The organism is Aliiglaciecola litoralis, assembly GCF_039523355.1.
Lineage (GTDB): Bacteria > Pseudomonadota > Gammaproteobacteria > Enterobacterales > Alteromonadaceae > Aliiglaciecola > Aliiglaciecola litoralis.
In genome coordinates this window covers 735,363-761,185 of record NZ_BAAAFD010000001.1, presented here as the reverse complement: position 1 = coordinate 761,185, position 25,823 = coordinate 735,363, and the positions used below count along the sequence as shown (strand labels likewise).

Here is a 25,823-nt window from a genome sequence, read left to right as displayed (position 1 = left end):
ATGGCTAAAGCGAAAAAAGCGACAGAAAACACCGAAGCAACCAGCGCATTTACTCTGCAAGAAAGAGAAAATGGCATTGCAATCTTGACCATTGATGTCCCTGGCGAGTCAATGAACACGCTGAAAATTGAATTTTCAGAGCAAATTTCGGTGATGTTAGATCAGATAGAAAGCAACAACAACATCAAAGGTGTAGTGGTTGTCAGCGGTAAGGATAATTCCTTTGTTGCTGGTGCAGATATCAGTATGTTGGCGTCCTGTGAAACCGCCGAAGATGCACAAGCCATTTCACAAGGTGGTCAGGAAATATTTCAACGAATTGAAGATATGCAAGCGCATTTTGTGGCTGCAATCCATGGTCCAGCGCTTGGCGGTGGATTAGAGTTAGCACTGGCGTGTCATTCTCGTGTTTGTAGTGACGACAGCAAAACTCAATTGGGCTTACCTGAAGTACAACTGGGGTTGCTCCCTGGCAGTGGCGGCACGCAACGTTTGCCAAGACTAATCGGCGTGCAAAAAGCCATGAAAATGATGCTAACAGGTGCTCCGGTGAGAGCTAAGCAAGCTTTGAAATACGGTATTGTCGATGACATGGTGCCTCAGTCCATTTTGTTGGATGTGGCGATTGAGCTTGCGCAAAAATCTAAGCCCGCGAAAAAACAGCCTAAACTAGATCTGATGGGTAAGTTTTTAGAGAAAACCCCCTTTGGACGTAGTACTTTGTTTAATCAAGCCCGAAAGCAAACGCTGGCTAAAACCAAAGGAAATTATCCGGCACCTGAGCTCATCATTGATTGTATCGAATCAGGTATTAGCAAGGGGATTGAACATGGCATGCGGGTAGAAGCGACAAACTTCGGACAATTAGTAATGTCTGCTGAATCTGAGCAACTGCGTAATATCTTTTTTGCCACTACAGAAATGAAAAAAGAAACCGGAGTCTCTGGCGTTGAACCCGCTAAACTACACAAGATTGGCGTGTTGGGCGGCGGTTTAATGGGCGGTGGAATAGCCTTTGTTACAGCAACTAAGGCAGGTTTGCCGGCGCGTATCAAAGACATTCGTCCCGAAGGTATTGCGAATGCCATGAAGTATTCTTATGACTTGCTTAATAAGAAGGTAAAGCGTCGATTTATTCGCAAGTCTGAAATGCAAAAGCAAATGTCGCTACTAACTGGCAGCGTCGATTATTCCGGTTTTGGTGATGCAGATGTGGTTATCGAAGCGGTTTTTGAGGATTTAACACTCAAGCAAAACATGGTCAATGACGTTGAAACTCATTGTAATGAAAATACCATTTTTGCTTCAAATACCTCGTCTATTCCAATTGGTCAGATCGCCGACAAAGCCAAACGCCCTGAACAGGTCATTGGTTTGCACTATTTTTCGCCTGTGGACAAAATGCCATTAGCAGAAGTTATCGCTCATGACAAAACCTCGGATCTCACCATTTCGACGACAGTAGACTTGGCGCGCAAACAAGGCAAAACACCGATAGTGGTCAAAGATGGAGCCGGATTCTATGTTAATCGTATTTTGGCTCCTTACATGAACGAAGCGGCTAATGTGTTGCTTGCCGGTGAGCCTATCGAACATATCGACAACGCGTTAGTCAAATTTGGCTTTCCCGTGGGGCCGGTTAAATTACTAGACGAAGTTGGCATCGATGTAGGCACTAAAATTATTCCTATATTGATGGCACAGTTTGGTGATCGCTTCAAATCGGCAGACGCATTTGACAAAGTGTTGGCTGACGATCGCAAGGGGAAAAAGAACAAACGTGGATTCTATGCTTATACCGGTAAGAAACCGGGTAAAGAAGTAGATGAAAGTGTTTATGAGTTATTGGGGATCACACCAGCTAAGGGACTCAGCGGTAACGAGATTGCAGAGCGCTGCGTATTGATGATGCTTAATGAAGCGGCAATGTGCTTAGACGAAGACGTGATCCGAAGTCCTCGTGACGGTGACATAGGCGCTATCTTTGGGATTGGTTTCCCGCCATTTTTAGGTGGACCATTCCGCTATATGGACAAGCTCGGTGCTCAGCATGTGGTCGATAGACTCAATCATTATGCTAGCCAATTTGGTGATAAATTTACACCGGCTCAGCGTCTACTGGATATGGCTAAAAATAAGCAAACGTTTTATTAGTATTAATCCACTGTAATGAAAATGTTAAAAGCCGGGGTTTCCCGGCTTTTTTATCGTTATTTCACTGAAAATAGGTGATTTAAACGCTCAAACAGGTATTATTCGGCCGCTTTTTTATGTCGTGGCGAGGAGTTGTAAATGTTGATTGGGTTGCTAGTCTGTGTTGTTTGCAGTCTTTATTATTATGTAGAGTCTTTTAAGAGTGCGCTACCTCCTAAAAAGTGGGCATTAGCTGGATTTATATTTGGTCCTTTCGTGTTACCTATGTTTACGATATCGCAACACATTACCTTGCGTCATGCTCAAGGCTTTCAAAGTACCTTCCTGCGGGCATAAAAAAAGAGAGGTAAAACCTCTCTCTTTAACAACATTAAATATGGACCTAAAACGTCCAACGCATCAGCACTTATAGACCGATACCCAAGCCCCAACCTTTGTTGGTTTGAGTGGTTTGAGAAATGATCGGCTTCTGCTGCTCCGTTTGCTTCGCGCCATCTAGGTTGGCAGTTGCTGGAGTAGTAGTTAACATTAGTGCTACGGCATATGCTTTTAACATCTTTTCGTTCCTCTTTGATACTTATTAATATTATTATTTTTATAACTGACAAAAATATGTCAGTTACCATTGTATCTGCGAAGAGCGTGCCAACTTTAGCGCCAAAAGGAAAAAATCTTACCGAAAAGTGAATATTTTTGGCTTTTGAACTAAATTCTGCGCAATATCGATTAAAAAATAGGCTTTTACAGTTGGTGAAGGGCGAAAAATAGTTTCGCTTTGTGTAACAGGTCGGAGCAGGGGAGTTGCGTTAAACGCCATATTCGGTTGCTGAGCTCAGGTTAAGTAGCGCCGATTAATTGACTAATTTGTAGGTTTTCTTTTAGCAAGCGTTCAAATTTAGCTGCACTCAGGGGTTTACTGTACAAATAACCCTGTAACATTTCACATTCGTAACGTCTTAATATATCCAGTTGCTTCTCTTGCTCAACCCCTTCAGCGACAACTTTTAACCCCAGATTATGGGCAATGTTGATGATTGCCGCGGTCATATGCTTATCAACGCTGCTGGTGGCAATGTCATCGATAAAGGCTTTGTCTATCTTTAATGTATTGAGTGGGAATTTTTTCAAATAGGCGAGCGAGGAGTAGCCAGTACCAAAGTCATCCAGCGCTAAATGAATGCCTTTTTCCCGTAAACGTTGCATTAATTGCAATGCTTGGTCGGGCTGTTGCATCAAAGTGCCTTCGGTAATTTCACATTCTAGGTGCAGGGCAGATAAGCCCACTTTTTGTAAAATTCGAGAAATTCGGTCATCTAAGTCAGGTAATTCAAATTGACGCGCCGAAATATTGACGGCAACTCTGCCAGTGAATAGCCCTTGCGATACCCAACGTTTGGTGTCCTCACAGGCTTTGCGCAAAACTTGTTCGCCAATTTCTATAATCTGGCCTGTTTCTTCCGCTAGTGGGATAAATTGTGCCGGGCTGACAATGCCTTTTTCTGGATGCTCAAACCTCACCAAGGCTTCCATGCTGACTAGTTTACCGCTAGCGATGTCTACCTTAGGTTGGTAGAACACGGTAAACAAATCTTCTTTTAGGCCATAGCGGATCAAGTTTTCAATTTGCAGCTGCCTAACTGCATTTTGATTCATTTCGCCACTGAAAAATTGATATTTGTTACCACCGGCATTTTTAGCAAAATACATCGCGGTATCAGCGTTCTTAAGAAGCTCTTGAGGCGTGTTGCCATCTTCTGGATAAAATGCGATACCGACACTGGCGCCCAAAACAAACTCTTGTTTGTTGATAATAAACGGATGAGCCATTTGATCTAAAACGCGCTGAGCGTAATGGTTAATGCGCGACATTTGCTCTTCGTTATCAATCAAGATACTAAATTCATCGCCACCTAAACGATAACACGTTGCTTGGGTACCGACTATTTTCTGCAAACGTTTACCAATTTGTTTGATCAGGATATCGCCCGTTTGGTGACCCAGAGAATCGTTTATCTTCTTAAAGTTATCCATGTCGAGGCAAATTAATGCGTGAGACACGTCCTTTCTCACTAGGTTATTATGACTCGCTTGGAAAAATGACCGGTTTGGCATTTCAGTCAGTGGATCTGTATTAGCCAATTTGAGTAGTTCTTTTTCGGTGCTCTTGCGTGAGGTGATATCTGAAAAAACCCCGACATAGTGGGTGGTTTTGCCATCTTCATCATGGATAGCATCAACATTAAGCTCCATCTCATAACGTTCACCATTTGCGCGTCTGGATTCTACCTCACCATTCCAGTTCCCTTTTTGGCGCAGAGACTTTCTGACCTCTTCGGTAAAGGCCGCTGGATATTGATTAAACTTCAAAACACTGGCAAGACCTTGCTCGCGTGTTTCACCTGTGTATTGGCAATACGACTGGTTTACTGAAATAAATTTGAAGTTAGTATCAGCGATAAATACCCCGTCGGAGATCGTTTCAATTGATCGCTCATACAGCTTCAATTGTTCTTCGGCTTGTTTTAAATGACTGATATTTTTTAGGGTTCCGGTCATCCTAAGTGGTTGGTCATTGTTATCGCGTTTAACAATCATGCCGCGATCTAATATCCATACCCATTCACCTTTGAAGGTGCGCGCCCGGTAGGTGACTTCAAAATGTTCCGATTGTTTGTTGATATGTTTATTTAAAGCATCCTGTACGCGCTTTACGTCGTTTTGGTGAATATTGGCTTGATAGGAACTATTCGAGCGAATATCGTCTTGTGGAAAGTCCATAGTTCCCCAAGTGTTGGCTCGATAAACCTGACCTAGGTATACGTCCCAATCCCATAATTCATCGCCACTGCTCCAAAGCGTTAATTTGAGTCGTTCTTCACTATCTCGAATTGAGTTCTGAATGGCTAACTTACGTTTGTATTGGCGCAGCATTAACAGCAATACCAATACGCCCACTCCGGCGTAAACTACCATGGCGGGCTTGTCTAACCAGAAAGGTGGAGAGATCAAAATCTCAAGTGTTGCAGGCTCTGACCAAGGGCCGGTGCCAACTCTGCCTTGCACTTCAAAAACGTGATTACCATGGGTTTCGATTGAAAAAGAGGCAAAGCGTTCATTTTCAGCTGTTTCAAACCAGGTATCGCGCCAGCCTAATAATCGATAGCGATAGGTAATTTGGTCGTTAAAAATTGAATTGCTGTGGCCAAAGACGAGGGTAAAAGGCACATCTTTGTGAGAAAGCGTGATGGAGCGGGTCAACGAAATCGGTTTCGTTAATGGTGAACCTGGGGTGCCGATATCAACCGCTTTGTTTAGTATCCTAAGTTCAGTAATATTCGGTTTTGCTAGTTGCGTATTTTCTACATAGGGCGAATTAAAAACACTTACTCGCCCTTCATTAAGTTCACTGGGTTTGAAAAAGTGGAAACCGCTGAAGCCACCAACCAACATATGACCATCTTCAGTGGCCAATATAGCGGTCTGGTTTAGATCGTTATAATCCAAGGTTGAGCGGCCGATCATTCTCATCAGCTCACCCGTTTTAAGAGATATCTGGAAGATCTCAGATTGCGTACTTTGCCACACGCTGTCTTGATTTTCGCCAAACAACACTGAGTTGGCCACTGAGCCGCGCACGTCATAGCCTCTTGGGTGAACGTGCTCTAATACTTTATAAGTCTCTTTGTCGAGTTTGAACAAACCATGCTTACCCGTGGACACCCAAAACGCATCTGCGGTCTCGTGGATAGTAAATACGACCGGGGCAATTCCACCGACTAAACTGCGCAAGTCAATTTGTTGAAACTTACTGTTGTCTTTCGTGTGAACCACTAATCCTAAATTGGACCTCAACCACGCATTGCCTTGTGAATCCATAAACAGGGGAGTGACTTTTTCAAGATTTCTATACTGCTTCTCTTCATACGTAGGCACTTGCTCATTCTTCTTAAAAGAATAGAGTTTATTATCAGAGATGTCGGTTACCCAGAAGTCGTCGTGCATGCGATTTATTTCAATAATGCGCTTTCCAGGTAAGTAACTGGCGATTTCGTTTAACTGTTCATCAACAAAACTTAATATCTTCACGCCATCGCTAGTAACTACCCACAATCTGCCTAAATCATCAATGTCGATGTTGAAAATGATACTGTCGATAACATTGGTAAAACGCTTAAACTCACCTGTTTGGGTATTGAACAAGCTGAGTCCACCTGTTTGGGTCGATATCCAAACTCGACTATCACCATTATCAGCAAAACCCCAAACACTGTTGTCCGTCACTGACTCGTCGCTAGAGCCTATTTCTTTGAAATGTTTTATCGCGGCGAATTGGGAGTGATATTGAAATAAACCTGAGGTGTAAGTGCCTAACCAAATTGCATTGTTACTGTCTTTAAACGCCTTTAAAATAAACGGACTGACTAACCCTGCATATAAGCCATTATTCTTATCCACTGAAAAGGTCAGCTCGGTTTCTTTGTTGTAGATGCTTAGACCATTTACGGTTGCAATCCAAACCTCAGTGTCGTTTGCTGGCACGATAGAACGCACGACATTGTTAACTAAACCGTCATTGCTAGCGGATGCCGTAATACGTTTAATTTCAACCAGATCGGAAGATAATACTAACACGCCTGTATTGGTTGCTAGCCAGTATTGGTTATCGAGTATTTTAAGATCAAACAACTGGGATGCATTTAATTTGATTCCCCACGGGTTCTCTAAATTCAGGTCGTAAAGTTTATTGGTATTGAGATCGATGGCAAACACACCGGTTGTTTGAGCACCCACCCACAAGATGTTGTTTTCAACATGCATGAAACGAACGAGATCTTTAATCGGGTTCTGAGCATCGAACACCACTTTGGTAAAGTCATCATTAATAGGGTCATATGCAAAAAGCCCTGTTTCTCCAGACACAATTAAGCGACCGTCAGGTAATTCTACGAAAGCCCAGTAGGAGGTAGCATTAAGAGCGCTATCTCGGGAGGTGTATACCTTGAATTTGTCTTGTTCAGGTACATATCGAGCCACACCACCCATCGCCGATAACCAAAGCGTCCCTGATGAATCGATATGTAAACGCCTAATTAACTCAACCGGTAATTGATTACCACCAGACATGCGCGGGAAATACTGTTTGAATTGATTACCATCAAAACGATTGACACCTTCAGTAGTGGCAATCCAAATATAGCCATCGCTGTCTTCAATGATATCGAGAACGGTACTTTGCGAAAGGCCTTGTTCGACCGTGTAGTTTTTGAATTGGATATCAGAGACATTGGCTTGCGCTGAGAGAGACATCACAGTTAACCATGCTAGGGTGGCAAAAAACCTAAATGTCTTGTTGTATAAACTCAATGTAATCTACTACCTTTGGTGTTGTGTTTTTTTAATTTATTATTATTAACATCAACGATTGCCGCAGTGCGTTGCAGCACAGTAAGGTAATATGCCGAAAAAGTCGTAAACCTACAACTTAAAACTGGTTAAAACTGACGGAATCTAACACTTTTTAATGAAATTGTACGAAATCCGTTCGATGCGGGCTCAGGCTATATACTTTGCTTGGGCTTTAAAATGACTGAGCTCTCGTATTTCCTCGCCTTGGGTGGGGACACGGGCGGGTTTATCACCTGCGCAATAAAGCACCAAGGAACCGAACAGTTCAGTTTTGATCATGTTCTGCACAAACGCGCAGATGTCATTGAATTTCAGTTGCTCTAGTTCATATGCCAATGCTTGTTGGTGCTTAAAGTCTTGCTCTTCAGTTCCGATAGCCATCCAATAATGCTGACTTTTGACAGACAAGCTCGTATCACTATCTACAAGTTGTTTGGCGACGCTGGCTTTGACAAATTGCCAAATCTCGCGCATATCTTCGATGTTGGTAGCCATTTCGTGTAAGAATGCATCAATTTCAACAACCAACTCTTTGGCACTGTGAGTGGGTGATTGAATATAAAATGCCATCCCTGGGTGCTGGTTGAGGGGCAAATAACCACTACCGACCAGATAACCTAACTGCTTTTCGTTGCGTAACGTATGAAAAAACGGAGAGGCGAGCATTTGTTCAATCAAGATGGTCATTGCAATGTCTCGATTTGAAGCGCTGGGCGTTTGAATATACAGGACTACCGCTGCGTCTTTATGAGGGTTATCTACTGCATTAATAAAACGATGATTATGTTTTAAATCAATCACATCACGTTTGATTTTGGTGCCATTCCCGCACTCTAATTTCAGTTCTTGTAAACCTTCAATGTAGTGGTCTACCTGTTCTTTTTGCCAATTGCCAAAGACAAAGATCTCCAAAAAGTATTGTTCGAACAAGCGCGTTTTCACCGCTTTAACATCATCCAAGGTTGCGCTCTCAACATAGCTGAGTACCTCACTCGGGGCATGAGTATGCTTTTGAACTATGCCAGATAGTCGATTAAACAGCCGGTTAATCGGTTTGTTGAGCAGCGAGTTTTGCAAGCTCTGAACTTGTTTGTTTTTTACTTGTTGAAACAGATTTGAAAAATCTATTTCAGACATAATTTGTTTAATAATGGCAATGCATAGATTAAGTTGTTGCTGACTAAAACCACTGGTGTGAAGGGTAAAACCTGCCTGATGAGAATAGAAATGATAATGTAATCCGGCCACGCCAGCTTGATAAAATTGGTCGTTTAAATGCTCTGAAACAAGGCCCGCCCAAAGACGTTTGTATGCAGATACACTTGCCCCATCAGCATCAGCATCAGCAACAGCAGCGCAGTCAAATGACACATAACAATCACCTTTTGGCTGACAAAATTGATCATCTTGGGCAAACCAGACATGCATGGCGTCTGACTCATATATGCGTTTAGGCACAAGATGAGTAGCGCTGACGCAGGTAATTTCTTGGTGCTTTGAGATGAAAGGATTTTTATCGGGTAATGCTAATTCATCAATTGGCTCCGGCGTTAACAAGGTATTGAGTATTTCGGCATCTACAGATTCTAATTTATACGGTGTGTGATACCAGCGTGCTTGTTTATCTGTTGGTGCATCTTTAGAAATGAATTTCAAACGCATGTTATTTGGCCGCATGTAGCCAAGACATTGCTCAATAAGCTCGGGGTTTGGCTGAGTAATTAACGCATCGCCACTGAGTACTTGATCATTTGGGTAGTGAAATAACTGGTTGGCTAATTGTTGTGCCTCGTCAATGGTTTTACTGCTCTCGGCAAAATTAAATGCGAGCAGGCCTAATTGAACTTTTTCTTGTAATCGCCACGGTTCACTGAGCCCTTTTTTTATCAATTGTAAATAATAAAATAGCGCATTTAGTATGTTCGAAATATTGTCTTTCCCAGACTCTGTCAGCTGTAGGTTGACATTAAAATCTTTGAAATTTGAGCCATTAATACCACCACCGGCGGTTAAGTTTGTGGCCCAGTCTTGTTTTTTGAGGTAGACAAGTAAACTGCCTTTACCTTCATCACCTAATAAATGACTGATGTATTCCAGCGGTTTGGTTTGATACATATGTTGCACATCAGGTAAGGCAAAACTGACAATCAATCTTCTGGCATCTTTGATTGGGTTAATACTGATCTGCACACCTAGTTGTTCAGGCAAGTAAAGAGGCGGCTGTTTAACCACACTGGGCAAAGGTGTGGATTTGAGATCGTTAAATATTTGATTTAGCTGTTGCTTTAGATATTCAATCGGATGTTTGCTTATCACTACCAGCCGCGAGTTTGCGGGGATATAAAAGCGTTGGTGATACTGTCTAAGTAATGATTGCAGCTGGACTAAACTATGTTTCGTAAAGGTTTCGGCGTTGCCCACGGAAAACTGACTAAAAGGGTGGGCGGGATTACAGGTTTCTTTATGCACCTGATAAAGGCGTCTCAAGTCGTCATTCACTTTGAGCTTGAATTCCGCATCAATTGCGTTGATCTCTTTGCTAATTGCTTGTTGCTCGAATAATGGGAAAAACAGCATGTCTTTGAAACGAGCTAGAGCTGATATTAATTGCTCGTGAGCCACATCAAAATGATAGTTAGAATACTCAGTTCCGGTCCACGCGTTGACGCCGCCTGAATACTGATTTAAAAATCGATCGAACTCATCTGCTTCAGGATAATTTTCACTACCATTAAAAATCAGATGTTCAAGTAAATGTGCTAGGCCACAACAATCAGTAGGATCGTTAAAATGCCCCGCATTAACACACCAAGAAGCGGCTGATTTTTTGCAGTTTTGGTCATGAATATACAACACCTGTAGGCCATTGGGCAGGGTTTCAAGTGCGTATTCGCGATGATCATTTTGACTAACTAACAAGTAAGATAAGCCCCATTAATAATGAGTTAGACTGGAAGCATAACGTAAAACTACATATTTTAAACATCAACTTTAGTCTAACGTTCGATGGTTGTACAAACTCGTTGTACTTTTATCGTAATTTGACCTTTAGCAGCGCTGATCTTTGCTTGTTCTGACCGCTGTTTTGAATCGTCTTTGCAGACAATCGTTGCGTTTTGAGCTCGGATAGTGCGATTGAAATGGAAGTGAAGGTTTTTTTGGCTGAGTTTTTAGCGGTTATTTACCGCTTATTTTCCTAAAATGTGTAAATCCTAACAAAATTGATAGTTTTTATTGGTTTACAACTTTACTATACTGCTAATCTGAGTTTAAACACTGGTTATCACAACACCAGTTTGCTGGACATTTTCATGTATATCTTTGTAATGCGACACGGTGAGGCGATTAACTCATTGTATAATGATAAGCAAAGACCATTAACGGAACTCGGGATCTCTGAGTCTAAAAAAGCGTCAGTTTGGTTACGAAACTTCGAAGCAACTCATCACATTGAGATCAACAATGCACTCGTCAGTCCATTTCTTCGAGCACAACAAACCTTTGACAAGGTGAATACCTTGCTGTCGGTTGAAAATATTGCTGTTAGTAGCGATATTGTACCTACTGGCGATTGCCATCTAGCGCATGATTACATCAATGCACGGTATCAAGACCAACAGAACACGTCCGCGTTGTTAATTGTCAGCCATATGCCATTTGTTAGCTATTTAATTGACGCGCTCTGTGGTGCGCATTTTTCGCGTATTTTCAGCACCGGCTCGTTGGTTTGCATTGATTATGATTTAAGTGCCTCGCAAGGTAAGGTAATTGCAGATTTTAATCCCTAGTGGACTCGTTATCTGTGTCACACTGCGGTTGGTTTCCCAAAATTAAATAACATTAGCCGGTTGTTTTACCATTTTAGTTACGAGTGCCTGTTATCAGATCCCATTGGGCTGACAAAAAATATCTAATGAATTCTGGGCACTATCGAACCTAGCGATTTTTCTCTTTAGTTTTACGCGGATTTTCCGATAAAAACTGCGAGAGGAGAGGCCTATGTCGAGCAACACCTTGCCTGCATATCTTCAGCAGGTATTGCAAAAACACGTAGAAAAATCAGAGTTGACCCATGATGATGAGTTGGAGGATATCTATGCTCGTCTGTCAGGTCTGAACGAGCGTGTTGAGCAGGTGAAAGCGCGCATAAGGGCTAATCGAGCCGCTCAGGCAGAACAGGGGAAAGGCGCGGTTGAATAACCAAGACTAACTCCCAAAAGGTGATGTCTTTGCGCACTGCTATTTGGGCACCGCTATCGTTACGCTAATTCGCGTTGCATATTTTCAACTTAGCTAAGAGTTACGAAAAGGACGTTAGTTGTCCTCTTCGTTGGGCATGCTGTAATAGGTGGGAAGTACCCTTACCGATTTAATCATATTGTCTTTAATTTCGATAATTTCAATCGGATAGCCATGGATTCTGACACTGATATTTGCATCTGGAATATCTTCGAGATGTTCTAATATCAAACCATTTAGTGTTTTTGGACCTTCAGTAGGGAAGTTCCAGTCCATTTCTTTATTTAATTCACGTAAGTTAGCACTGCCATCAACAAGTACACTGCCATCTTGCTGAACGTGCGCTTCTTTTGAGTGGTCGGGCACTATGCTGGTCGTAAAGTCGCCAATGATTTCTTCTAAAATGTCTTCTAAGGTAACTAACCCTTGAATATCACCGTATTCATCTACTACTAACCCTATGCGCTCTTTGGCCGCTTGAAATTGATACATTAAGGTATGCAGCGGGGTCGACTCAGGGGTGAAATAAATTTCTCTAACGGCTCTGAGCAAGCTGGCTTTGGTAAATTGATCCTTGGATAACAAACGCAAGGCATCGCGCATGTGGACAAACCCCACTGCATCATCGATAGAGTCTCGGTACAACAAAACCCGAGTGTGCTGTGCGTTTACCAATTGTCGCTGTATATCTTTCCAATCATCGTTAATGTCGATAGACACAATATCACTGCGCGGTACCATGATATCTTCGGCGGTGACTTTTTCTAAATCAAGTATTCCAACTAACATATCTTGGTGTTTCTGTGGGATCATAGCGCCAGCTTCATGCACCACTGTTCTTAATTCTTCACGACTGAGATTTTGGCCATCGTCATTCAATGGGCTAATTCGCAACAACACTAAAATACCGTTGGTGATGCCATTGATAAAATACACAAAGGGGTAAAATAAGGTTAGTAGCGGTAACAAGATAAATGAGCTGGCAAAGGATACTTTTTCTGGGTACAAAGCCGCTAAGGTTTTGGGCGTGACTTCGGCAAAAATCAGAATGATCAGGGTTAACCCTACGGTGACGACCACCGGCCCCCAAATATCACCATACAGGCGCACACATATGATGGTGGCCACCGTGGTTGCGCCTATATTGACCAGATTGTTGCCGATCAAAATGAGCCCAATTAAACGATCCGGACGGGCAATCAGCTTTTGAACCCGCAAGGCGCCCTTATGCCCCTCGTTTTCAAGGTGTTTGAGTCGATACCTGTTTATAGACATCAAGCCCGTTTCTGAACTTGAAAAATACGCAGACAATAGAATAAGAATGGCGAGTGTGATGAGTAACGTACTCGTCGATATGTCGTCCAACTAGGTGGTTCCTGTGTTGTGGCTCAACAGTGAATGTATGTGCTTACGAGTTACTATTCAAGTCCAATTTACACATTATTTTTGGGCAATGCGGGTTATCCCAGTAACACGTCGCGCACGAAGCGACTACCAAAATAGGCTAAGGTCAATAAAAACGCACCAATGAATGTAGCGGTAATAACAGGTCTACCTCGCCATCCCCATTTTTGGTGACCCATCGCAGTGATACAAAATACTAACCAAGCAATGACCGATAAGATGGTTTTGTGCGCTTGCTCTGTGCCAAGCATATTGTCTAAAAATACGAATCCACTCAGCAACGATAAGGTTAATAGCACGGTACCGGTAATTAATAATTTGAAGAATATGGTTTCGACTGTCATTAACGGCGGCAATGACGAATGCATCAATGACATTTTTTTGTGTTTTAAACGACTATTGATGTAGGCGAGTTGGACGGCATAAAGCACCGCAATGCTTAAGCAGCCATATGCCAGCAAGGCTAACGTAATATGAATGATAAGTGCCGGCTTCAGGGCAATTTGCATCATGTGCACATCTGGAATCACAGCGCTAAGTAACACTATCAATGCGGCAAAGCCAAAGACCACGGGCATCAAAATAGCAGTAGCAAACGAGAAAGACGCCAATGTCATGGTGAAGGTTACCAACCAGGCGATCAGTGAGGCGACATTCATGATGCTCATGTTAGTGCCTTCGCCTTGTATCATGCCCTCAAAGAGCAAGTACAGATGAGCCGTCAACGCCAGGAATGCAGGGATTGCCATGAGCTTGGGGTTTGGCCCTTGATGATGGAATAAACGAGAGCCCACCCAGCCCGCAGCAAGTATATATAAGAAAACGCAGACGATTTGTATTAACACAGTGCCAAAACCTTTTAATTGAACTTGGAGAATTTGATCAGATTAGTTAGCTGAGCATAAAGTATCTGTTGCTTGATTCAGTATCAACTAAAAATAACGACTTGAATTGTTCAACATGGTTCTTATATGTATCCACATTGGGTATAATCTCGGCTAATAACACCTATGGACCAGATCAATTATGTTTGAAAACCTCACAGAACGCTTAGGCAAAACCCTGCGCGATATTAGCGGCAAAGGAAGACTGACAGAAGACAACATCAAAGATACCTTGCGCGAAGTGCGTATGGCCCTGCTAGAAGCTGATGTTGCTTTGCCAGTGGTTCGTGACTTTGTTGCACAAGTTAAGGAACGCGCAGTTGGTACAGAAGTAACCAAAAGTCTTAAGCCCGGTCAGGTGTTTATCAAAATTGTTCAATCTGAACTTGAAAGCGTCATGGGCGTCGCCAATGAATCGTTGAATTTGGCCGCGCAACCACCTGCGGTTGTTTTGATGGCAGGTTTACAAGGTGCTGGTAAAACCACCAGTGTGGGTAAGCTAGCTAAGTACTTAAAAGAACGTGAAAAGAAAAAAGTACTGGTTGTGAGTGCCGATGTATACCGACCTGCGGCGATCAAGCAACTGCAAACCCTTGCTGAAGAATTGGATGTTGGCTTTTATCCGTCAAGTAGTTTGCAGCGTCCGCTGGACATCGCGCAAGCTGCTATTGACCATGCTAAAAAACAATTTTTTGATGTACTGCTAATTGATACTGCAGGCCGTTTGCATATCGACGGTGAAATGATGGGCGAAATCAAAGCCCTGCATGAAGCAGTAAACCCAATTGAAACCTTGTTTGTGGTGGATGCCATGACAGGTCAAGACGCGGCTAACACTGCCAAAGCGTTCAATGAAGCCTTACCGTTGACCGGTGTGATACTGACCAAAACCGATGGTGATGCTCGAGGTGGGGCCGCGTTGTCTGTGCGTCATATTACTGGCAAACCGATTAAATTTATTGGTATGGGCGAAAAACTCGATGCATTAGAACCCTTCCATCCCGAACGGATCGCGTCGCGCATCCTTGGCATGGGCGATGTGCTGAGCCTCATCGAAGAAGTCGAGCGTAAAGTAGATAAAGACAAAGCCCAGAAGCTGGCTGCCAAAGTGCAAAAAGGTAAAGGTTTTGATCTTCAAGACTTTAAAGAGCAACTAGAGCAAATGCGCAATATGGGCGGCATGATGGGGCTGATGGATAAAATGCCGGGAATGGGCAACATGACAGCGCAAATCAAAGATAAAGCCAACGATAAGCAATTTAATCAAATGGAAGCGATCATCAATTCCATGACGCCTGGCGAAAGACAACGTCCCGACGTGATCAAAGGCTCGCGTAAAAAACGTATTGCCGCAGGCTCAGGCACTCAAATCCAAGACGTCAACCGCTTGTTAAAGCAGTTCATGCAAATGCAAAAGATGATGAAAAAAATGTCCGGTGGCGGCATGAAAAAAATGATGCGTAATATGAAAGGCATGATGCCTCCCGGCGGAATGGGCGGCCCTGGTGGTATGGGAGGCATGTTCCCACCCAAGCGTTAATGGCTTGTGTAAAATAACGCTACAGGTGAGCGAAGCTTGATTCGCTTACCTGTGGTCACCTTAGCGAGCCCAAAATGCCGAAGCTGCTGCTTATCATGATCGTCTGGCCATCGAATACGCAGCGCTAAGTGACACACGTAAAAAACAAAGCAATCAGTATGAAAAATTCCTTCGAAATGGCATTGATTTAACGTCTATGCTGCGAGCAGATTCGGTGTGCGATCAACAACGTGCTAACCGGTTAATGGAAAGTGGTTTTTTTGCTATTCCCCCTCCCAAAGACCCAGCCGTGTTAGATGAAATGATTTCGGCTGGAAAGATGGGTTTTATCGCTGACCCCGCGCAGCGCACACAATTGCTAAATGCGCGATATAGCCTACAAATGTTAGAAACATACTACGGGTTTCTGCGTGAAGGAATTGATGAACTTATCCCGCAGTTAAATCGTAGCACCCTTATCAATGGAATACAGCCTTTAGCAGACAACGCGCCTTTACCCCAAGAATTAATCTCCAGCCATTACGATTTTACCTGTATACAAGCCGAACCCTTGATGCAGGCCTTAATGAGCGACTGGCTGCAAAGGCTCGAAGGAACCCACAAAAATTATATTCGAACAACCGAAAAATTTGTAGGCATTGCGAAACAACTAAAAGCCTTAGCTGACAAAAAACACTAGCCCGTATTTGGCTAATTTAGCAAGCAACATTTACCCAGTTCGGCTTTGGCATTAGGCCAAGTCATTAGCTATTAAAAATATTTCATCTAACTGAAAAGTAACAATTTTTAACATTAAATTTTGTAATCAACGCAGCGATTTACTTGCAGTAAACTAAGTCATTACTGCATAGTAGTGACTGGTAAAACAGCTTTCCCACTCTGCTTCTAAACAATGCTGAGCTGGAATTAATAGGGACGTAACACATGAAACCTAATAAATTGATCACAGGATTATCCATTTTAGTTTTACAGCTAATACTTAGTTTTCAAGTATGGGCGATCACTGAAGCCCAGCCTACTGAACTACAAAAAGATAACGTCATCCTCAACCAATTAAAAACCGGTGATAACCATCTTTACTCTTTCACCTTGCCCAAAGACCAATTTATTCGTGGTGAAGCCATGCAAATTGGCGTTGACTTAATCGTTACCATCATTGATCCCACAGGCAAAGAGATCGATTCTTTTGATGGACCGGCCACGGGCAGCGAAGTTTTTCATTTTGAAAGTGACGTGGCGGGTAAATATCTATTAAAAATATCCCCGTTTAAACAAAGTGAAGGCAAATATTCACTTCAAATTACGTATTCAGAACCTATAGCGACAACACCAGAAGGCAAGATTGATCAACTGATGGGCATTTATGGTGACGGCACGCCAGGCGGTGTAGTGGCAATAGTGCGTAAAGGTAAAATTGCGTATTCCAAAGGTTATGGCATGGCGAATGTTGAGTACGACATTGCAAATACCATTGCTACGCCTTACCACATGGCCTCGGTTTCAAAGCAGTTTACCGCTTTTGCTATCGCTATGTTGGCAGAGCAAGGGAAGTTATCAATAGATGACGATGTTCATCAGTACTTACCACAGTTACCTGACTTTGGACAAAAAATTACGTTACGTCATTTATTAAATCATACCAGTGGCTTGCGGGATCATTGGAACTTATGGGCAATGAGTGGTGGACAAATGGATGATGTTATCCGCCAGCAAGACTTATTAGCTTTAATCTATCGCCAGCAGGAACTTAACTTCACGCCTGGAGACGAGTTTTTATATAGTAATACCGGTTATCTACTTTTATCAGAAGTAGTGAGTAAAGTGAGCGGAGAGCCTTTTGCCAAATGGATGCAAAGCAATGTTTTTAAACCTTTGGGCATGAATTCAACTCAGATATACGATAACCACGAACGCATCGTTAAAGGTCGTGCATATTCATATCAAAACACCGAGGAAGGCTTGTCAAAATCTGTTTTAAGCTATGCCAACAGTGGCGCAACTAGCCTGTTTACCACCGCTGAAGATTTAGCACTATGGTTGCATAATTTTCATACCGCTAAAGTAGGTGGCCCTGAGGTGATTAAAGCAATGCAGGTGCAAGGTGTGCTGAATAACGGCGAAACCATTAAATACGCCTTAGGACTTTCCATTGGAAAACACAATGGTTTGCGCAAAATCTCACATGGCGGCGCAGACGCAGGGTTTAGAACCATGTTGGCTTATTACCCTGAAATAGAATCTGGAGTGATTGTGTTAGGCAATATTGCCAGTTTTCAGCCAGGATTTATTAGCGACACAGCCGCAGAGTTATTTTTTGCACAGCATATGACAGAGCATACAAAGCAAGACAGTGAAAAATCAGAAACAGCATCTCACGCCAACTCGACAATCCCTGAGGAAGTGGCTCACGCTGTAATAGGAAAATGGTCTATCGAAAACGGTCCTGAGCTTGTTATTTCATTTGAGCAACGTGTTCTATTTGCCCAATTAGAAAATCGTCCAAAGCGGAAATTGCTACCTCTGGGGGAGCTTTTGTTTCGAGTTGATATGAATGACATGGACATTAAAATTCAATTCGAAAGTGCAGTCGAGGGCAAGATCAATCACGGGACATTACACCAAAATGGGGGCATGCCCATGAAAAGGTTACGTGGTTGGCAACCTGACACAAAACAATTAACCCAGTATACAGGCCGCTATTTCAGTGAAGAATTAGAAACCTTCTACGTAATCGAATTAGAGGATGAAAATCTCATGATCAAACACATAAGACATGGTGATTTTAAGTTAACCCCAAAAGAAAAACACAGCTTTAACGCAGGTCGTTGGTATCTGGGGGAAATTACATTTACGCAAAATGAAAGCGGCGAATTTAGTCTGATGAAAATGACCAATGGTAGAGTGAGGAATTTACTCTTTGAAAAAGTAGAGTAATTTTAAACGGTCGTAAACCTGCGGGCCAGAGTCGATGATATGTGACATTTTGCTAAAAAGAGTGTTTTATTATTCAACGCTCTGGCCGAAATCTTGAGTAATTGCAATTTTCGAATAGGCTTAGTTGTCGATTTGTTTTTCTAACAATCAACAGGTTGTGAATAAATCGATAGTCTGCTTTTGCAGTAAAATGACGTCGTTAAAAAGCTGCGTTTGGCAGAGCCAAGCAAATCGAAAAACTCAATTCTAACCAATGCCCCCTCATCGTCGTTTAACCGGCCAAAAAACTCACGAGAAAATCAGTAACCCTTTTTAGGTTAATTACAAGTTAAAAAACCAGTCGAAGGTTAGAGACTCGAAAGTCATGGTGTTTAAGTAATCGAGCTTGCCTAATTGGGTTTTCATCTCTGAATTTTTTCACTGACTCAGATTTAAGTGTCAGCTATTCTTACACATCCAAATTGGTCAATTTGTAACCAGTTGATAACTTTGGGTAAATTAAATGGCCGGAATATTGCTTGAGTAAATACTACTTACTTTATTTGAGAATCTCGAATGAAAACTAAAACTCTAGTCCAAAGTGTATTGATTATCTGTTTTACCGCTGTGTCGCACTTTGCCAGCGCGGGTATGATATTCATGGCCGATTTAAGCGGTGATCAGGAAGTCCCTGCGGTTTCAACTTCAGCGTCTGGGATGGCGATGGCGGAGTTAACCGGCACGGTTGGAGCTTACATATTGACTTATCAGATTGATTATATGGATTTAAATGCTCCAATCATCGATGCTGCTGGTGGTGGGCATTTTCATAATGCACCTCCAGGTGTGAATGGTGGTGTTGTTCACTTATTTGACACCGATCTGTTTGAATTTTTAGGAACCACATCAGGTACAATAATGGGAGATTGGCGCTTTGACGATACGAATAACCCATTAACTGATCTGTTAGCCGATGAGCTTATGGCGGGTAATATCTACATCAATTTTCATACTCAATTTTCCCCCAGTGGTGAGATCCGCGGCCAAATGACGAGGGTATCCGAGCCTTCTGTATTGATGTTAATGGGGCTTGTGCTGTTGTTAATCAGTAGAGGTCGTTTTATTCGCTAGAAATCAATTGATATTACTAGGGCGCAGTGAACAAGATTGTTAGGTGACGAATAATCGTCATATCAATACACGATAATATTCACTTTGCCCGTTCATTCAAATTCTTTCTGCGTCTTAAATCCATAGAACGATTCTTGCTTCAATAATTTCCTTCTATATTGAGTTAAGCTGAATCTCGAATAATCTGTGTCCTTCAATAAACCCGTTTTCAGTTTTCTGCGTTGAGTTTTCTAGCAATCGACTAGCTTTTACATACTAAAACTCGCCTTGTTAGTCGCTAAAGTTTGCACCATTGATAAATGTTTTTTAAGTTTCGGTTATGATTAATTCTCACTAACTTTCTGAAATAGATAGCTATTATCAATTCCTCGAGAAATTTTATTCGCAACTCAGGTTAATTAAATTGAAAACCTGTACCTCAGTACAGGTGACAAAACCACTTTCTGAATCAATAATTTAATTCTGCACTGCGTGCAGAACTGAACATTCAAATAAAAGGAAATTACCTATGATTAATAATCAGCATCAAAAAGGACTTCAAATACTAGATAACAGTGAGATAAACGCTATTACTGGCGGTGGAACTGCAGAGTGGGCCGTCTCAGTTGGGGCGGCTACCGCTTTTTTAGGTATGGCGCTTGCCGTTTCTAATCCTGTCGGGATAGGCGTCTTAGCCGCTGCTTCGATAGCGTCTTCTACACTGGCAATGTTGCATAAGCGAAATTAATCGATCATGAAGGTGCTAAGGCATCTTCAATTAAGAGGTAAACATGTTAAAATTGTATGGCTTTTCACTGGTGATTTTTACTTTTCTAGGGTTATTTTGGTTTTTTACAGGCTTTTTAGCTGAATCCCATTTGTTTGCCTTCGTGGTGACAAGCACAATGGCTTCGTGCGCTTCAATGTTGCTATATCAAAAATTTGCAACGGTGAAAAAATCTCAATAATTGGAATGATAATGAACCATTACAATTTCGCGAGTTGAGTTTGTCTTGCAAAATATTCACCGCTACATTTTCGTAAATCAGAAGTGCGACTTATTTTTCCACTGTATATATTCCAAATTGCGCGCTACCGCTTACCTTTGATTTATAAATCGGGCTTTATCCAATAAGTTAGTTTTCGAGGCGTTATAAAAAAACACCTTTGCCGTAGCTTATTAGCGCTGTTTTCATGGATAGTCGCTTTTATTTAGTCTGAAATAGCGAGTTCACTGAACGATATTGCTTGATCCAACCTATGCCATTACCCCCGTTGAAATGTCATGCAAAAGCCACCTTTGCTTTAATTTGACTATACTCGACATTGAAGTTTGTGTTTGCTTTTTAAGCGGTGGCTATTAATACTTAAACATCTGTTTTAGAAACAAAAGGGTGAGGTTTTTAATGGATCAGCTATTACAGTTTTTCAGTAATGATTATATGCCACATGGCCACTGCTATGCATGGTTGCCGAGTATTTTATGGGTCAATGTAATATCGGATCTATTAATTGCTGTCGCCTATTTCTCTATTCCAGTGGTGCTGGTTATGGTTGTAAGAGCACGCAAAGACATTAAATTTAAAGGCATTTTTATGTTGTTCGCAGCCTTCATTTTAATGTGTGGTATTACCCACTTGATTGCAATTTATACTATTTGGCATGGCTCCTATGGCTGGCATGGCGTTGCAAAATCTATTACCGCGATTGTGTCTGTGGCGACCGCATTGGTGCTGTTGGTTAACCGCAAAGCCATGGTCCGTATTCCTACTGCCTATCAGTTAGAATTGGCACTAGAAAAAGCTGAATCAGCTAATATCGCCAAACGCAATTTCTTAGCATGTATGAGCCATGAGATTAGAACTCCCATTAATGGGCTGATGGGCATGTTAAATTTGGCCATCAAAAATGAAAATAATGTTGAACAAGAAAAAAGGCTTAATATAGCCCAAAAAAGCGCCGCATCATTACTGACCGTTATTAACGATATTATTGATTTTTCTAAGGTGGAAGCGGGCAAGCTGGATATTGAAAAAGTACCTTTCAACATGATTCACTTGCTTAGCGACATTGTAAAAGCATTCTCTTTCTATCACATCGACCGCAAAGTAGAACTGTTTCTGGATTGCAAAAATATCGATGTGGAAATATTAATCGGTGACCCCAGTCGAATTCGACAAGTGATCAGTAATCTCATCAGTAATGCGGTGAAATTTACTGCTAAAGGTGAAGTCAGGGTGATTGCGAGCGTAACAAGTAACCCCACCGGAGCTTATGAGTTTAAGTGTTGTATCCAAGATACAGGCATCGGCATTCCTCAAAATAAAATTGAAAGTTTGTTTACTCCTTTCACACAAGCAGATTCCAGTACCACCCGCGAATACGGTGGAACTGGTTTGGGATTAGCTATTTGTCGTCAATTAACCCAATTGATGGGCGGTGATATCAACGTGGAGAGTCGAGAAGGCGTAGGAAGTAAGTTTTGTTTTACCATTCCAATTGAACTACCCGACACACCAGCCGAAGATAAAGGCACCTTCACGCTGGAAAATTACTACAAAACGGATCACAGTGAGACCTCCGTGCTGTTAATTAGCGCTAATCCGTCTGCCGCAGAGGTGTACAGCTCATATCTGAACAAAGCAAATTATGCCTTTATGACTTGTACTTCGATAGAAGAAGTTGTTCAACAATCTCCTGTTATGTCGTCAAGAATTGATTTGATATTACTTGACGCAGATTTGATTAAAGGCAAAAAATCTAAGGATTTGGAAGACTTTATTAAATCGTTATCTCGGCTAAAAGGATTGTGGGTAATTGATTACGATTCTGATGAACGATTTAGATCCTCTGGGCTCGATATAACCGGTTATATCGATAAACCGGTTTCTCCGTTGGATTTATTTGCAGCACTTAGCAAAGTTGGAGCGGGTGAAATCGATCAAACTCTGCAAGATATTACTAAAGATAACGAATTATACCCGCTGAATATTTTGATTGCTGAAGATAATGAAATCAATCAGGCCGTGATTGAATGCATGTTAGAAGACAACGTTGAGAGTTTTTCAACTGCGGTTAATGGCTCTGAATTACTGCGAATGCTTAAAGATTCTGAGAAAAAAGGTACTCGCAAATTCGATTTGGTATTTATGGATTGTCAAATGCCAGTAATGGATGGCTATGAAGCAACCAGAAAAATTAGGGCTGGTGAAGCGGGAGAGTTATACAAGAACATCACCATTGTGGCCATGACCGCAAACGCGATGGATGGAGACAAAGAACGTTGCTTAGAATCCGGAATGGACGATTATACAACGAAGCCCGTATCTCAAGAAAAAGTTAGGGCTATTATTGATAAAGAATACAAGCAGTTAATGGCAAATAAAACAACTTCCTAACTCAGAGGATTTGGCAGTGCCCTAGCTTAATTACTGAGGCCAGACAATAAACTTACAGGCGTTATTGTTGGGTTTGCGATTTTTAAACCGCAAAGATAGTCAACAACCTGCAATCGTATTTGCAACATAGGCGCTTCTTTGAACATAGAAAATAAGCGCCTGATGTTTAGCGCCTTTGCCAACGTTTGTGGCGATAGTAAACAACCCTGTATTGGTATCAACTTTCGTCCCTGAGCTGATTAAAAAAGCTAAAAAAGGGGGGATCTGAGTATTGGCCTTATTAGATTATCCAGCGAGTCTACGCTTCACTCTATTTATGCTGTGTTTATTTCAGCGGAAAGTGTGTCGAATAATATTCACCTAGTCCTGTTTTTAGCTCCTTTATTACTTGCAAACTAGCGGTAAACCCGTATAATCTCGCGGCCTTGATTTTCGGTGCTTTGGTATCGAAGAGCAGGGCAAACAAGTTAACAGTAACGCTATTACGAGTTTGAGGCATTTATATGGTTACTATTCGTTTACAGCGTGGTGGCGCTAAAAAGCGTCCATTTTATCAAGTAGTGGTTGCTGACAGTCGTCGTGCACGTAACGGCAAGTTCATTGAGAACATTGGCTTTTTCAACCCAACTGCACAAGGTCAAGCAGAGCGTTTGCGTTTAGATCTTGAGCGTGTTGAGCATTGGGTAGGACATGGCGCAAGTCTGTCTGAGCGCGTTGCTCGCTTGGTTAAAGATGCACAAAAAGCAGCTGCATAAGCACTGCTTTAATAAGATTGAGGTATAGATGAGTCTAGCGTCTGACACAGTAGTGATTGGCAAAATCGGCGCACCTTACGGTGTTAAAGGTTGGGTCAAAATCACTACCTATACTGATGAAATACAAGGTGTTTTCGATTATTCGCCTTGGCTTTTGGGCCAAGACAAAAAACCGTACACCGTTGATCACTGGAAAACCCACAATAAGGGCGTGGTCGCGAAACTGGTTGGGGTTGAGACTCGAGATGATGTGGAAAGCATCAAAAATCTAGAGATTTCAATAAATGCTGAACAGCTACCTGAACTGGCCGACGACGATTATTATTGGCGCGATCTAGTAGGCATGCAAGTTGTCACCGAAGGTGGCTATGACTTGGGTGTGGTAAAAGAGTTGTTTGAAACGGGTGCGAATGACGTCATGTTAGTCAAAGCCAAGTCAAAGGACGCTTTTGGTCAAAAAGAACGTATGTTGCCCTTTTTGCGAGAGCAAGTAATTAAGAAGGTCGACATACAAGGCAGAACAATCACAGTTGATTGGGATCCCGGGTTTTAATGAACCCACTAATGGCGGAGCACACGTCTGACGTAAGTGCAACACGTTGGTTTGGTGTAGTAAGTCTGTTTCCAGAAATGTTTGACAGTTTTACACAGCAAGGAGTCACAGGGCGAGCGGTGAAGAACAGATTGTTGGACGTTGAGTTTTTTAATCCTAGAGACTTTACCCACGACAAACATCGCACTGTGGATGACCGTCCTTACGGCGGTGGCCCAGGTATGCTGATGATGGTTCAGCCATTAACAGACGCAATTCATGCAGCTAAATTAGCGGCAGGAAAAAAAACTAAGGTGATTTACTTGTCACCTCAGGGTAAAAAGTTAGACCAGGCCGGCGTAAAGCAATTGTCTGAAAATGACAGTTTAATTTTTGTTGCCGGACGTTATGAAGGTATCGACGAACGAGTCATACAAGCTGAAATCGACGAGGAATGGTCGATTGGCGATTATGTACTGAGCGGCGGTGAGCTTCCAACGATGGTGTTAATGGATGCGATTTCGCGATTTGTGCCAGGTGTGTTAGGACACGAACTTTCAGCAGAACAGGATTCGTTCACTGATGGTTTATTAGATTGTCCCCATTACACTCGGCCTGAGAGCTTAAATGGTCGCAATGTTCCCGAGGTGTTGTTAAGCGGTAATCACCAAAAAATCAGGCAGTGGCGGTTACAACAGTCGTTAGGTAGAACCTGGCAACGACGCCCTGAATTGTTAAATGACCTAGCTCTGACTGAGGAGCAACAGCGACTTTTGGACGCGTTTCAAAAATCGCTGTCGCAGCAAGATGACAGTTAATCTAGGATGAGAGGATATGATGAGAAAAATCAATCAAGATATCATCAAGAAAATTGAACAAGAACAGTTAAAAACTGATCTTCCGGTCTTCGGCCCGGGCGACACAGTTATTGTTAAAGTACGAGTTAAAGAAGGCGACAAAGAGCGTCTTCAGGCTTACGAAGGCGTTGTAATCGCTAAGCGTAACCGTGGCCTACACTCTGCATTCACTGTACGTAAGATCTCTAACGGCGAAGGTGTTGAACGTGTTTTCCAAACACACAGCCCTGCTGTCGCTTCTATTGAAGTGAAACGTCGTGGTGCGGTACGTCGAGCTAAGCTTTATTATCTTCGTGAACGTTCAGGTAAGTCTGCACGTATCACAGAGAAGCTTAACTAAGATTTTAATTATTGCGTTATTGTTAACTTGTGAAAACCCGCGAAAGCGGGTTTTTTTATGCATTTTTAATATTCCAGTATATCGGTACTATTAACTCAGCAAATTTCATGGCCATTACATGACTAGGTGTAAGCCAACTTGAAACATAGTTACTCATTTCTCCGTATTTTTCGTATTCGTGCTGTGCATTATTCACTATTGATTGAAATTAGCAGGGGATAAAGTGTCAGCTTTTTTTACGTACCTGTTCAAAAAATAATCGATTGAATTTTAACTTGCTGATTAATCTAT

At 42.1% G+C, this 25,823-nt stretch carries 20 protein-coding genes; 15 read left to right on the top strand and 5 right to left on the bottom strand.

Annotated features, from left to right (window positions below; translation table 11 throughout):
* Together fadJ and ABD036_RS03410 are read left to right on the top strand one after the other, a co-directional pair.
* The gene (fadJ, locus tag ABD036_RS03415) at nt 1–2,154 is read left to right on the top strand and encodes a fatty acid oxidation complex subunit alpha FadJ (protein WP_343856450.1); all 2,154 of its coding nucleotides are present in this window, start codon (nt 1–3) and stop codon (nt 2,152–2,154) included.
* Between the two features lie 138 nt (nt 2,155–2,292).
* Nucleotides 2,293–2,490: a hypothetical protein gene (locus ABD036_RS03410; protein WP_343856449.1), complete on the top strand. Its 198-nt coding sequence runs from the start codon at nt 2,293–2,295 to the stop codon at nt 2,488–2,490.
* Nucleotides 2,491–2,560: 70 nt separating this feature from the next.
* On the opposite strand, the gene ABD036_RS03405 is transcribed toward ABD036_RS03410, so the two are convergent.
* The 3 genes from ABD036_RS03405 to ABD036_RS03395 all read right to left on the bottom strand — a co-directional run bounded on the left by ABD036_RS03405 (nt 2,561) and on the right by ABD036_RS03395 (nt 10,479).
* Nucleotides 2,561–2,710, bottom strand: a complete 150-nt coding sequence (locus ABD036_RS03405; protein WP_343856448.1) for a hypothetical protein — start codon at nt 2,708–2,710, stop codon at nt 2,561–2,563.
* 281 nt (nt 2,711–2,991) lie between these two features.
* A complete protein-coding gene (locus ABD036_RS03400) occupies nt 2,992–7,461 on the bottom strand; it encodes an EAL domain-containing protein (RefSeq protein WP_343856446.1) in 4,470 nt (1,489 codons plus the stop codon).
* Nucleotides 7,462–7,707: 246 nt separating this feature from the next.
* Nucleotides 7,708–10,479 (bottom strand): insulinase family protein, encoded by a 2,772-nt coding sequence (locus ABD036_RS03395; protein ID WP_343856443.1) that lies wholly within the window; start codon nt 10,477–10,479, stop codon nt 7,708–7,710.
* Between the two features lie 392 nt (nt 10,480–10,871).
* Between ABD036_RS03395 and sixA the strand changes: the two genes are divergently transcribed.
* Entirely contained in the window at nt 10,872–11,348 is a 477-nt protein-coding gene (gene sixA, locus ABD036_RS03390) for a phosphohistidine phosphatase SixA (protein WP_343856442.1), read from the top strand.
* Between the two features lie 211 nt (nt 11,349–11,559).
* Nucleotides 11,560–11,760, top strand: a complete 201-nt coding sequence (locus ABD036_RS03385; RefSeq protein ID WP_343856441.1) for a hypothetical protein — start codon at nt 11,560–11,562, stop codon at nt 11,758–11,760.
* A 114-nt stretch (nt 11,761–11,874) separates the two neighbouring features.
* On the opposite strand, the gene ABD036_RS03380 is transcribed toward ABD036_RS03385, so the two are convergent.
* Both ABD036_RS03380 and ABD036_RS03375 read right to left on the bottom strand, forming a co-directional pair.
* Nucleotides 11,875–13,164: an HlyC/CorC family transporter gene (locus ABD036_RS03380; protein WP_343856439.1), complete on the bottom strand. Its 1,290-nt coding sequence runs from the start codon at nt 13,162–13,164 to the stop codon at nt 11,875–11,877.
* A gap of 95 nt (nt 13,165–13,259) precedes the next feature.
* Nucleotides 13,260–14,048 (bottom strand): cytochrome C assembly family protein, encoded by a 789-nt coding sequence (locus tag ABD036_RS03375; RefSeq protein ID WP_343856437.1) that lies wholly within the window; start codon nt 14,046–14,048, stop codon nt 13,260–13,262.
* A 181-nt stretch (nt 14,049–14,229) separates the two neighbouring features.
* Between ABD036_RS03375 and ffh the strand changes: the two genes are divergently transcribed.
* From ffh to rplS, 11 genes are all read left to right on the top strand, one after another.
* The gene (ffh, locus tag ABD036_RS03370; protein WP_343856435.1) at nt 14,230–15,627 is read left to right on the top strand and encodes a signal recognition particle protein; all 1,398 of its coding nucleotides are present in this window, start codon (nt 14,230–14,232) and stop codon (nt 15,625–15,627) included.
* Between the two features lie 196 nt (nt 15,628–15,823).
* A complete protein-coding gene (locus ABD036_RS03365) occupies nt 15,824–16,306 on the top strand; it encodes a hypothetical protein (RefSeq protein ID WP_343856432.1) in 483 nt (160 codons plus the stop codon).
* 245 nt (nt 16,307–16,551) lie between these two features.
* On the top strand, nt 16,552–18,561 hold the full coding sequence (locus ABD036_RS03360) for a serine hydrolase domain-containing protein (protein ID WP_343856431.1): 2,010 nt from the start codon (nt 16,552–16,554) through the stop codon (nt 18,559–18,561).
* Nucleotides 18,562–19,116: 555 nt separating this feature from the next.
* Nucleotides 19,117–19,671: a CHRD domain-containing protein gene (locus ABD036_RS03355; protein ID WP_343856430.1), complete on the top strand. Its 555-nt coding sequence runs from the start codon at nt 19,117–19,119 to the stop codon at nt 19,669–19,671.
* A 508-nt stretch (nt 19,672–20,179) separates the two neighbouring features.
* Nucleotides 20,180–20,398, top strand: coding sequence for a hypothetical protein (locus ABD036_RS03350; protein WP_343856428.1), 219 nt, complete (start codon nt 20,180–20,182; stop codon nt 20,396–20,398).
* A 43-nt stretch (nt 20,399–20,441) separates the two neighbouring features.
* A complete protein-coding gene (locus ABD036_RS03345) occupies nt 20,442–20,618 on the top strand; it encodes a hypothetical protein (protein ID WP_343856426.1) in 177 nt (58 codons plus the stop codon).
* 438 nt (nt 20,619–21,056) lie between these two features.
* Nucleotides 21,057–23,048, top strand: a complete 1,992-nt coding sequence (locus ABD036_RS03340) for an ATP-binding protein (protein WP_343856425.1) — start codon at nt 21,057–21,059, stop codon at nt 23,046–23,048.
* A 503-nt stretch (nt 23,049–23,551) separates the two neighbouring features.
* Nucleotides 23,552–23,803 carry a 30S ribosomal protein S16 gene (gene rpsP / locus ABD036_RS03335; RefSeq protein WP_343856424.1) on the top strand — a complete coding sequence of 84 codons (252 nt, stop codon included), beginning with the start codon at nt 23,552–23,554 and terminating at the stop codon, nt 23,801–23,803.
* A gap of 28 nt (nt 23,804–23,831) precedes the next feature.
* Nucleotides 23,832–24,356, top strand: a complete 525-nt coding sequence (gene rimM, locus ABD036_RS03330; RefSeq protein ID WP_343856423.1) for a ribosome maturation factor RimM — start codon at nt 23,832–23,834, stop codon at nt 24,354–24,356.
* A gap of 11 nt (nt 24,357–24,367) precedes the next feature.
* Nucleotides 24,368–25,153 carry a tRNA (guanosine(37)-N1)-methyltransferase TrmD gene (gene trmD / locus ABD036_RS03325; protein ID WP_343856422.1) on the top strand — a complete coding sequence of 262 codons (786 nt, stop codon included), beginning with the start codon at nt 24,368–24,370 and terminating at the stop codon, nt 25,151–25,153.
* Between the two features lie 19 nt (nt 25,154–25,172).
* Nucleotides 25,173–25,532, top strand: coding sequence for a 50S ribosomal protein L19 (rplS, locus tag ABD036_RS03320; protein ID WP_343856566.1), 360 nt, complete (start codon nt 25,173–25,175; stop codon nt 25,530–25,532).
* The last annotated feature ends 291 nt before the right edge of the window (nt 25,533–25,823 follow it).

Excerpts from the sequence above, each read along its gene's own strand:
- fadJ (WP_343856450.1), top strand. The coding sequence starts at position 1 with ATGGCTAAAGCGAAAAAAGCGACAGAAAACACCGAAGCAACCAGCGCA.
- ABD036_RS03410 (WP_343856449.1), top strand. The coding sequence starts at position 2,293 with ATGTTGATTGGGTTGCTAGTCTGTGTTGTTTGCAGTCTTTATTATTAT.
- ABD036_RS03405 (WP_343856448.1), bottom strand. The coding sequence starts at position 2,710 with ATGTTAAAAGCATATGCCGTAGCACTAATGTTAACTACTACTCCAGCA.
- ABD036_RS03400 (WP_343856446.1), bottom strand. The coding sequence starts at position 7,461 with ATGTCTCTCTCAGCGCAAGCCAATGTCTCTGATATCCAATTCAAAAAC.
- sixA (WP_343856442.1), top strand. The coding sequence starts at position 10,872 with ATGTATATCTTTGTAATGCGACACGGTGAGGCGATTAACTCATTGTAT.
- ABD036_RS03385 (WP_343856441.1), top strand. The coding sequence starts at position 11,560 with ATGTCGAGCAACACCTTGCCTGCATATCTTCAGCAGGTATTGCAAAAA.
- ffh (WP_343856435.1), top strand. The coding sequence starts at position 14,230 with ATGTTTGAAAACCTCACAGAACGCTTAGGCAAAACCCTGCGCGATATT.
- ABD036_RS03365 (WP_343856432.1), top strand. The coding sequence starts at position 15,824 with ATGCTGCGAGCAGATTCGGTGTGCGATCAACAACGTGCTAACCGGTTA.
- ABD036_RS03360 (WP_343856431.1), top strand. The coding sequence starts at position 16,552 with ATGAAACCTAATAAATTGATCACAGGATTATCCATTTTAGTTTTACAG.
- ABD036_RS03355 (WP_343856430.1), top strand. The coding sequence starts at position 19,117 with ATGAAAACTAAAACTCTAGTCCAAAGTGTATTGATTATCTGTTTTACC.
- ABD036_RS03350 (WP_343856428.1), top strand. The coding sequence starts at position 20,180 with ATGATTAATAATCAGCATCAAAAAGGACTTCAAATACTAGATAACAGT.
- ABD036_RS03345 (WP_343856426.1), top strand. The coding sequence starts at position 20,442 with ATGTTAAAATTGTATGGCTTTTCACTGGTGATTTTTACTTTTCTAGGG.
- ABD036_RS03340 (WP_343856425.1), top strand. The coding sequence starts at position 21,057 with ATGGATCAGCTATTACAGTTTTTCAGTAATGATTATATGCCACATGGC.
- rpsP (WP_343856424.1), top strand. The coding sequence starts at position 23,552 with ATGGTTACTATTCGTTTACAGCGTGGTGGCGCTAAAAAGCGTCCATTT.
- rimM (WP_343856423.1), top strand. The coding sequence starts at position 23,832 with ATGAGTCTAGCGTCTGACACAGTAGTGATTGGCAAAATCGGCGCACCT.
- trmD (WP_343856422.1), top strand. The coding sequence starts at position 24,368 with ATGGCGGAGCACACGTCTGACGTAAGTGCAACACGTTGGTTTGGTGTA.
- rplS (WP_343856566.1), top strand. The coding sequence starts at position 25,173 with ATGAGAAAAATCAATCAAGATATCATCAAGAAAATTGAACAAGAACAG.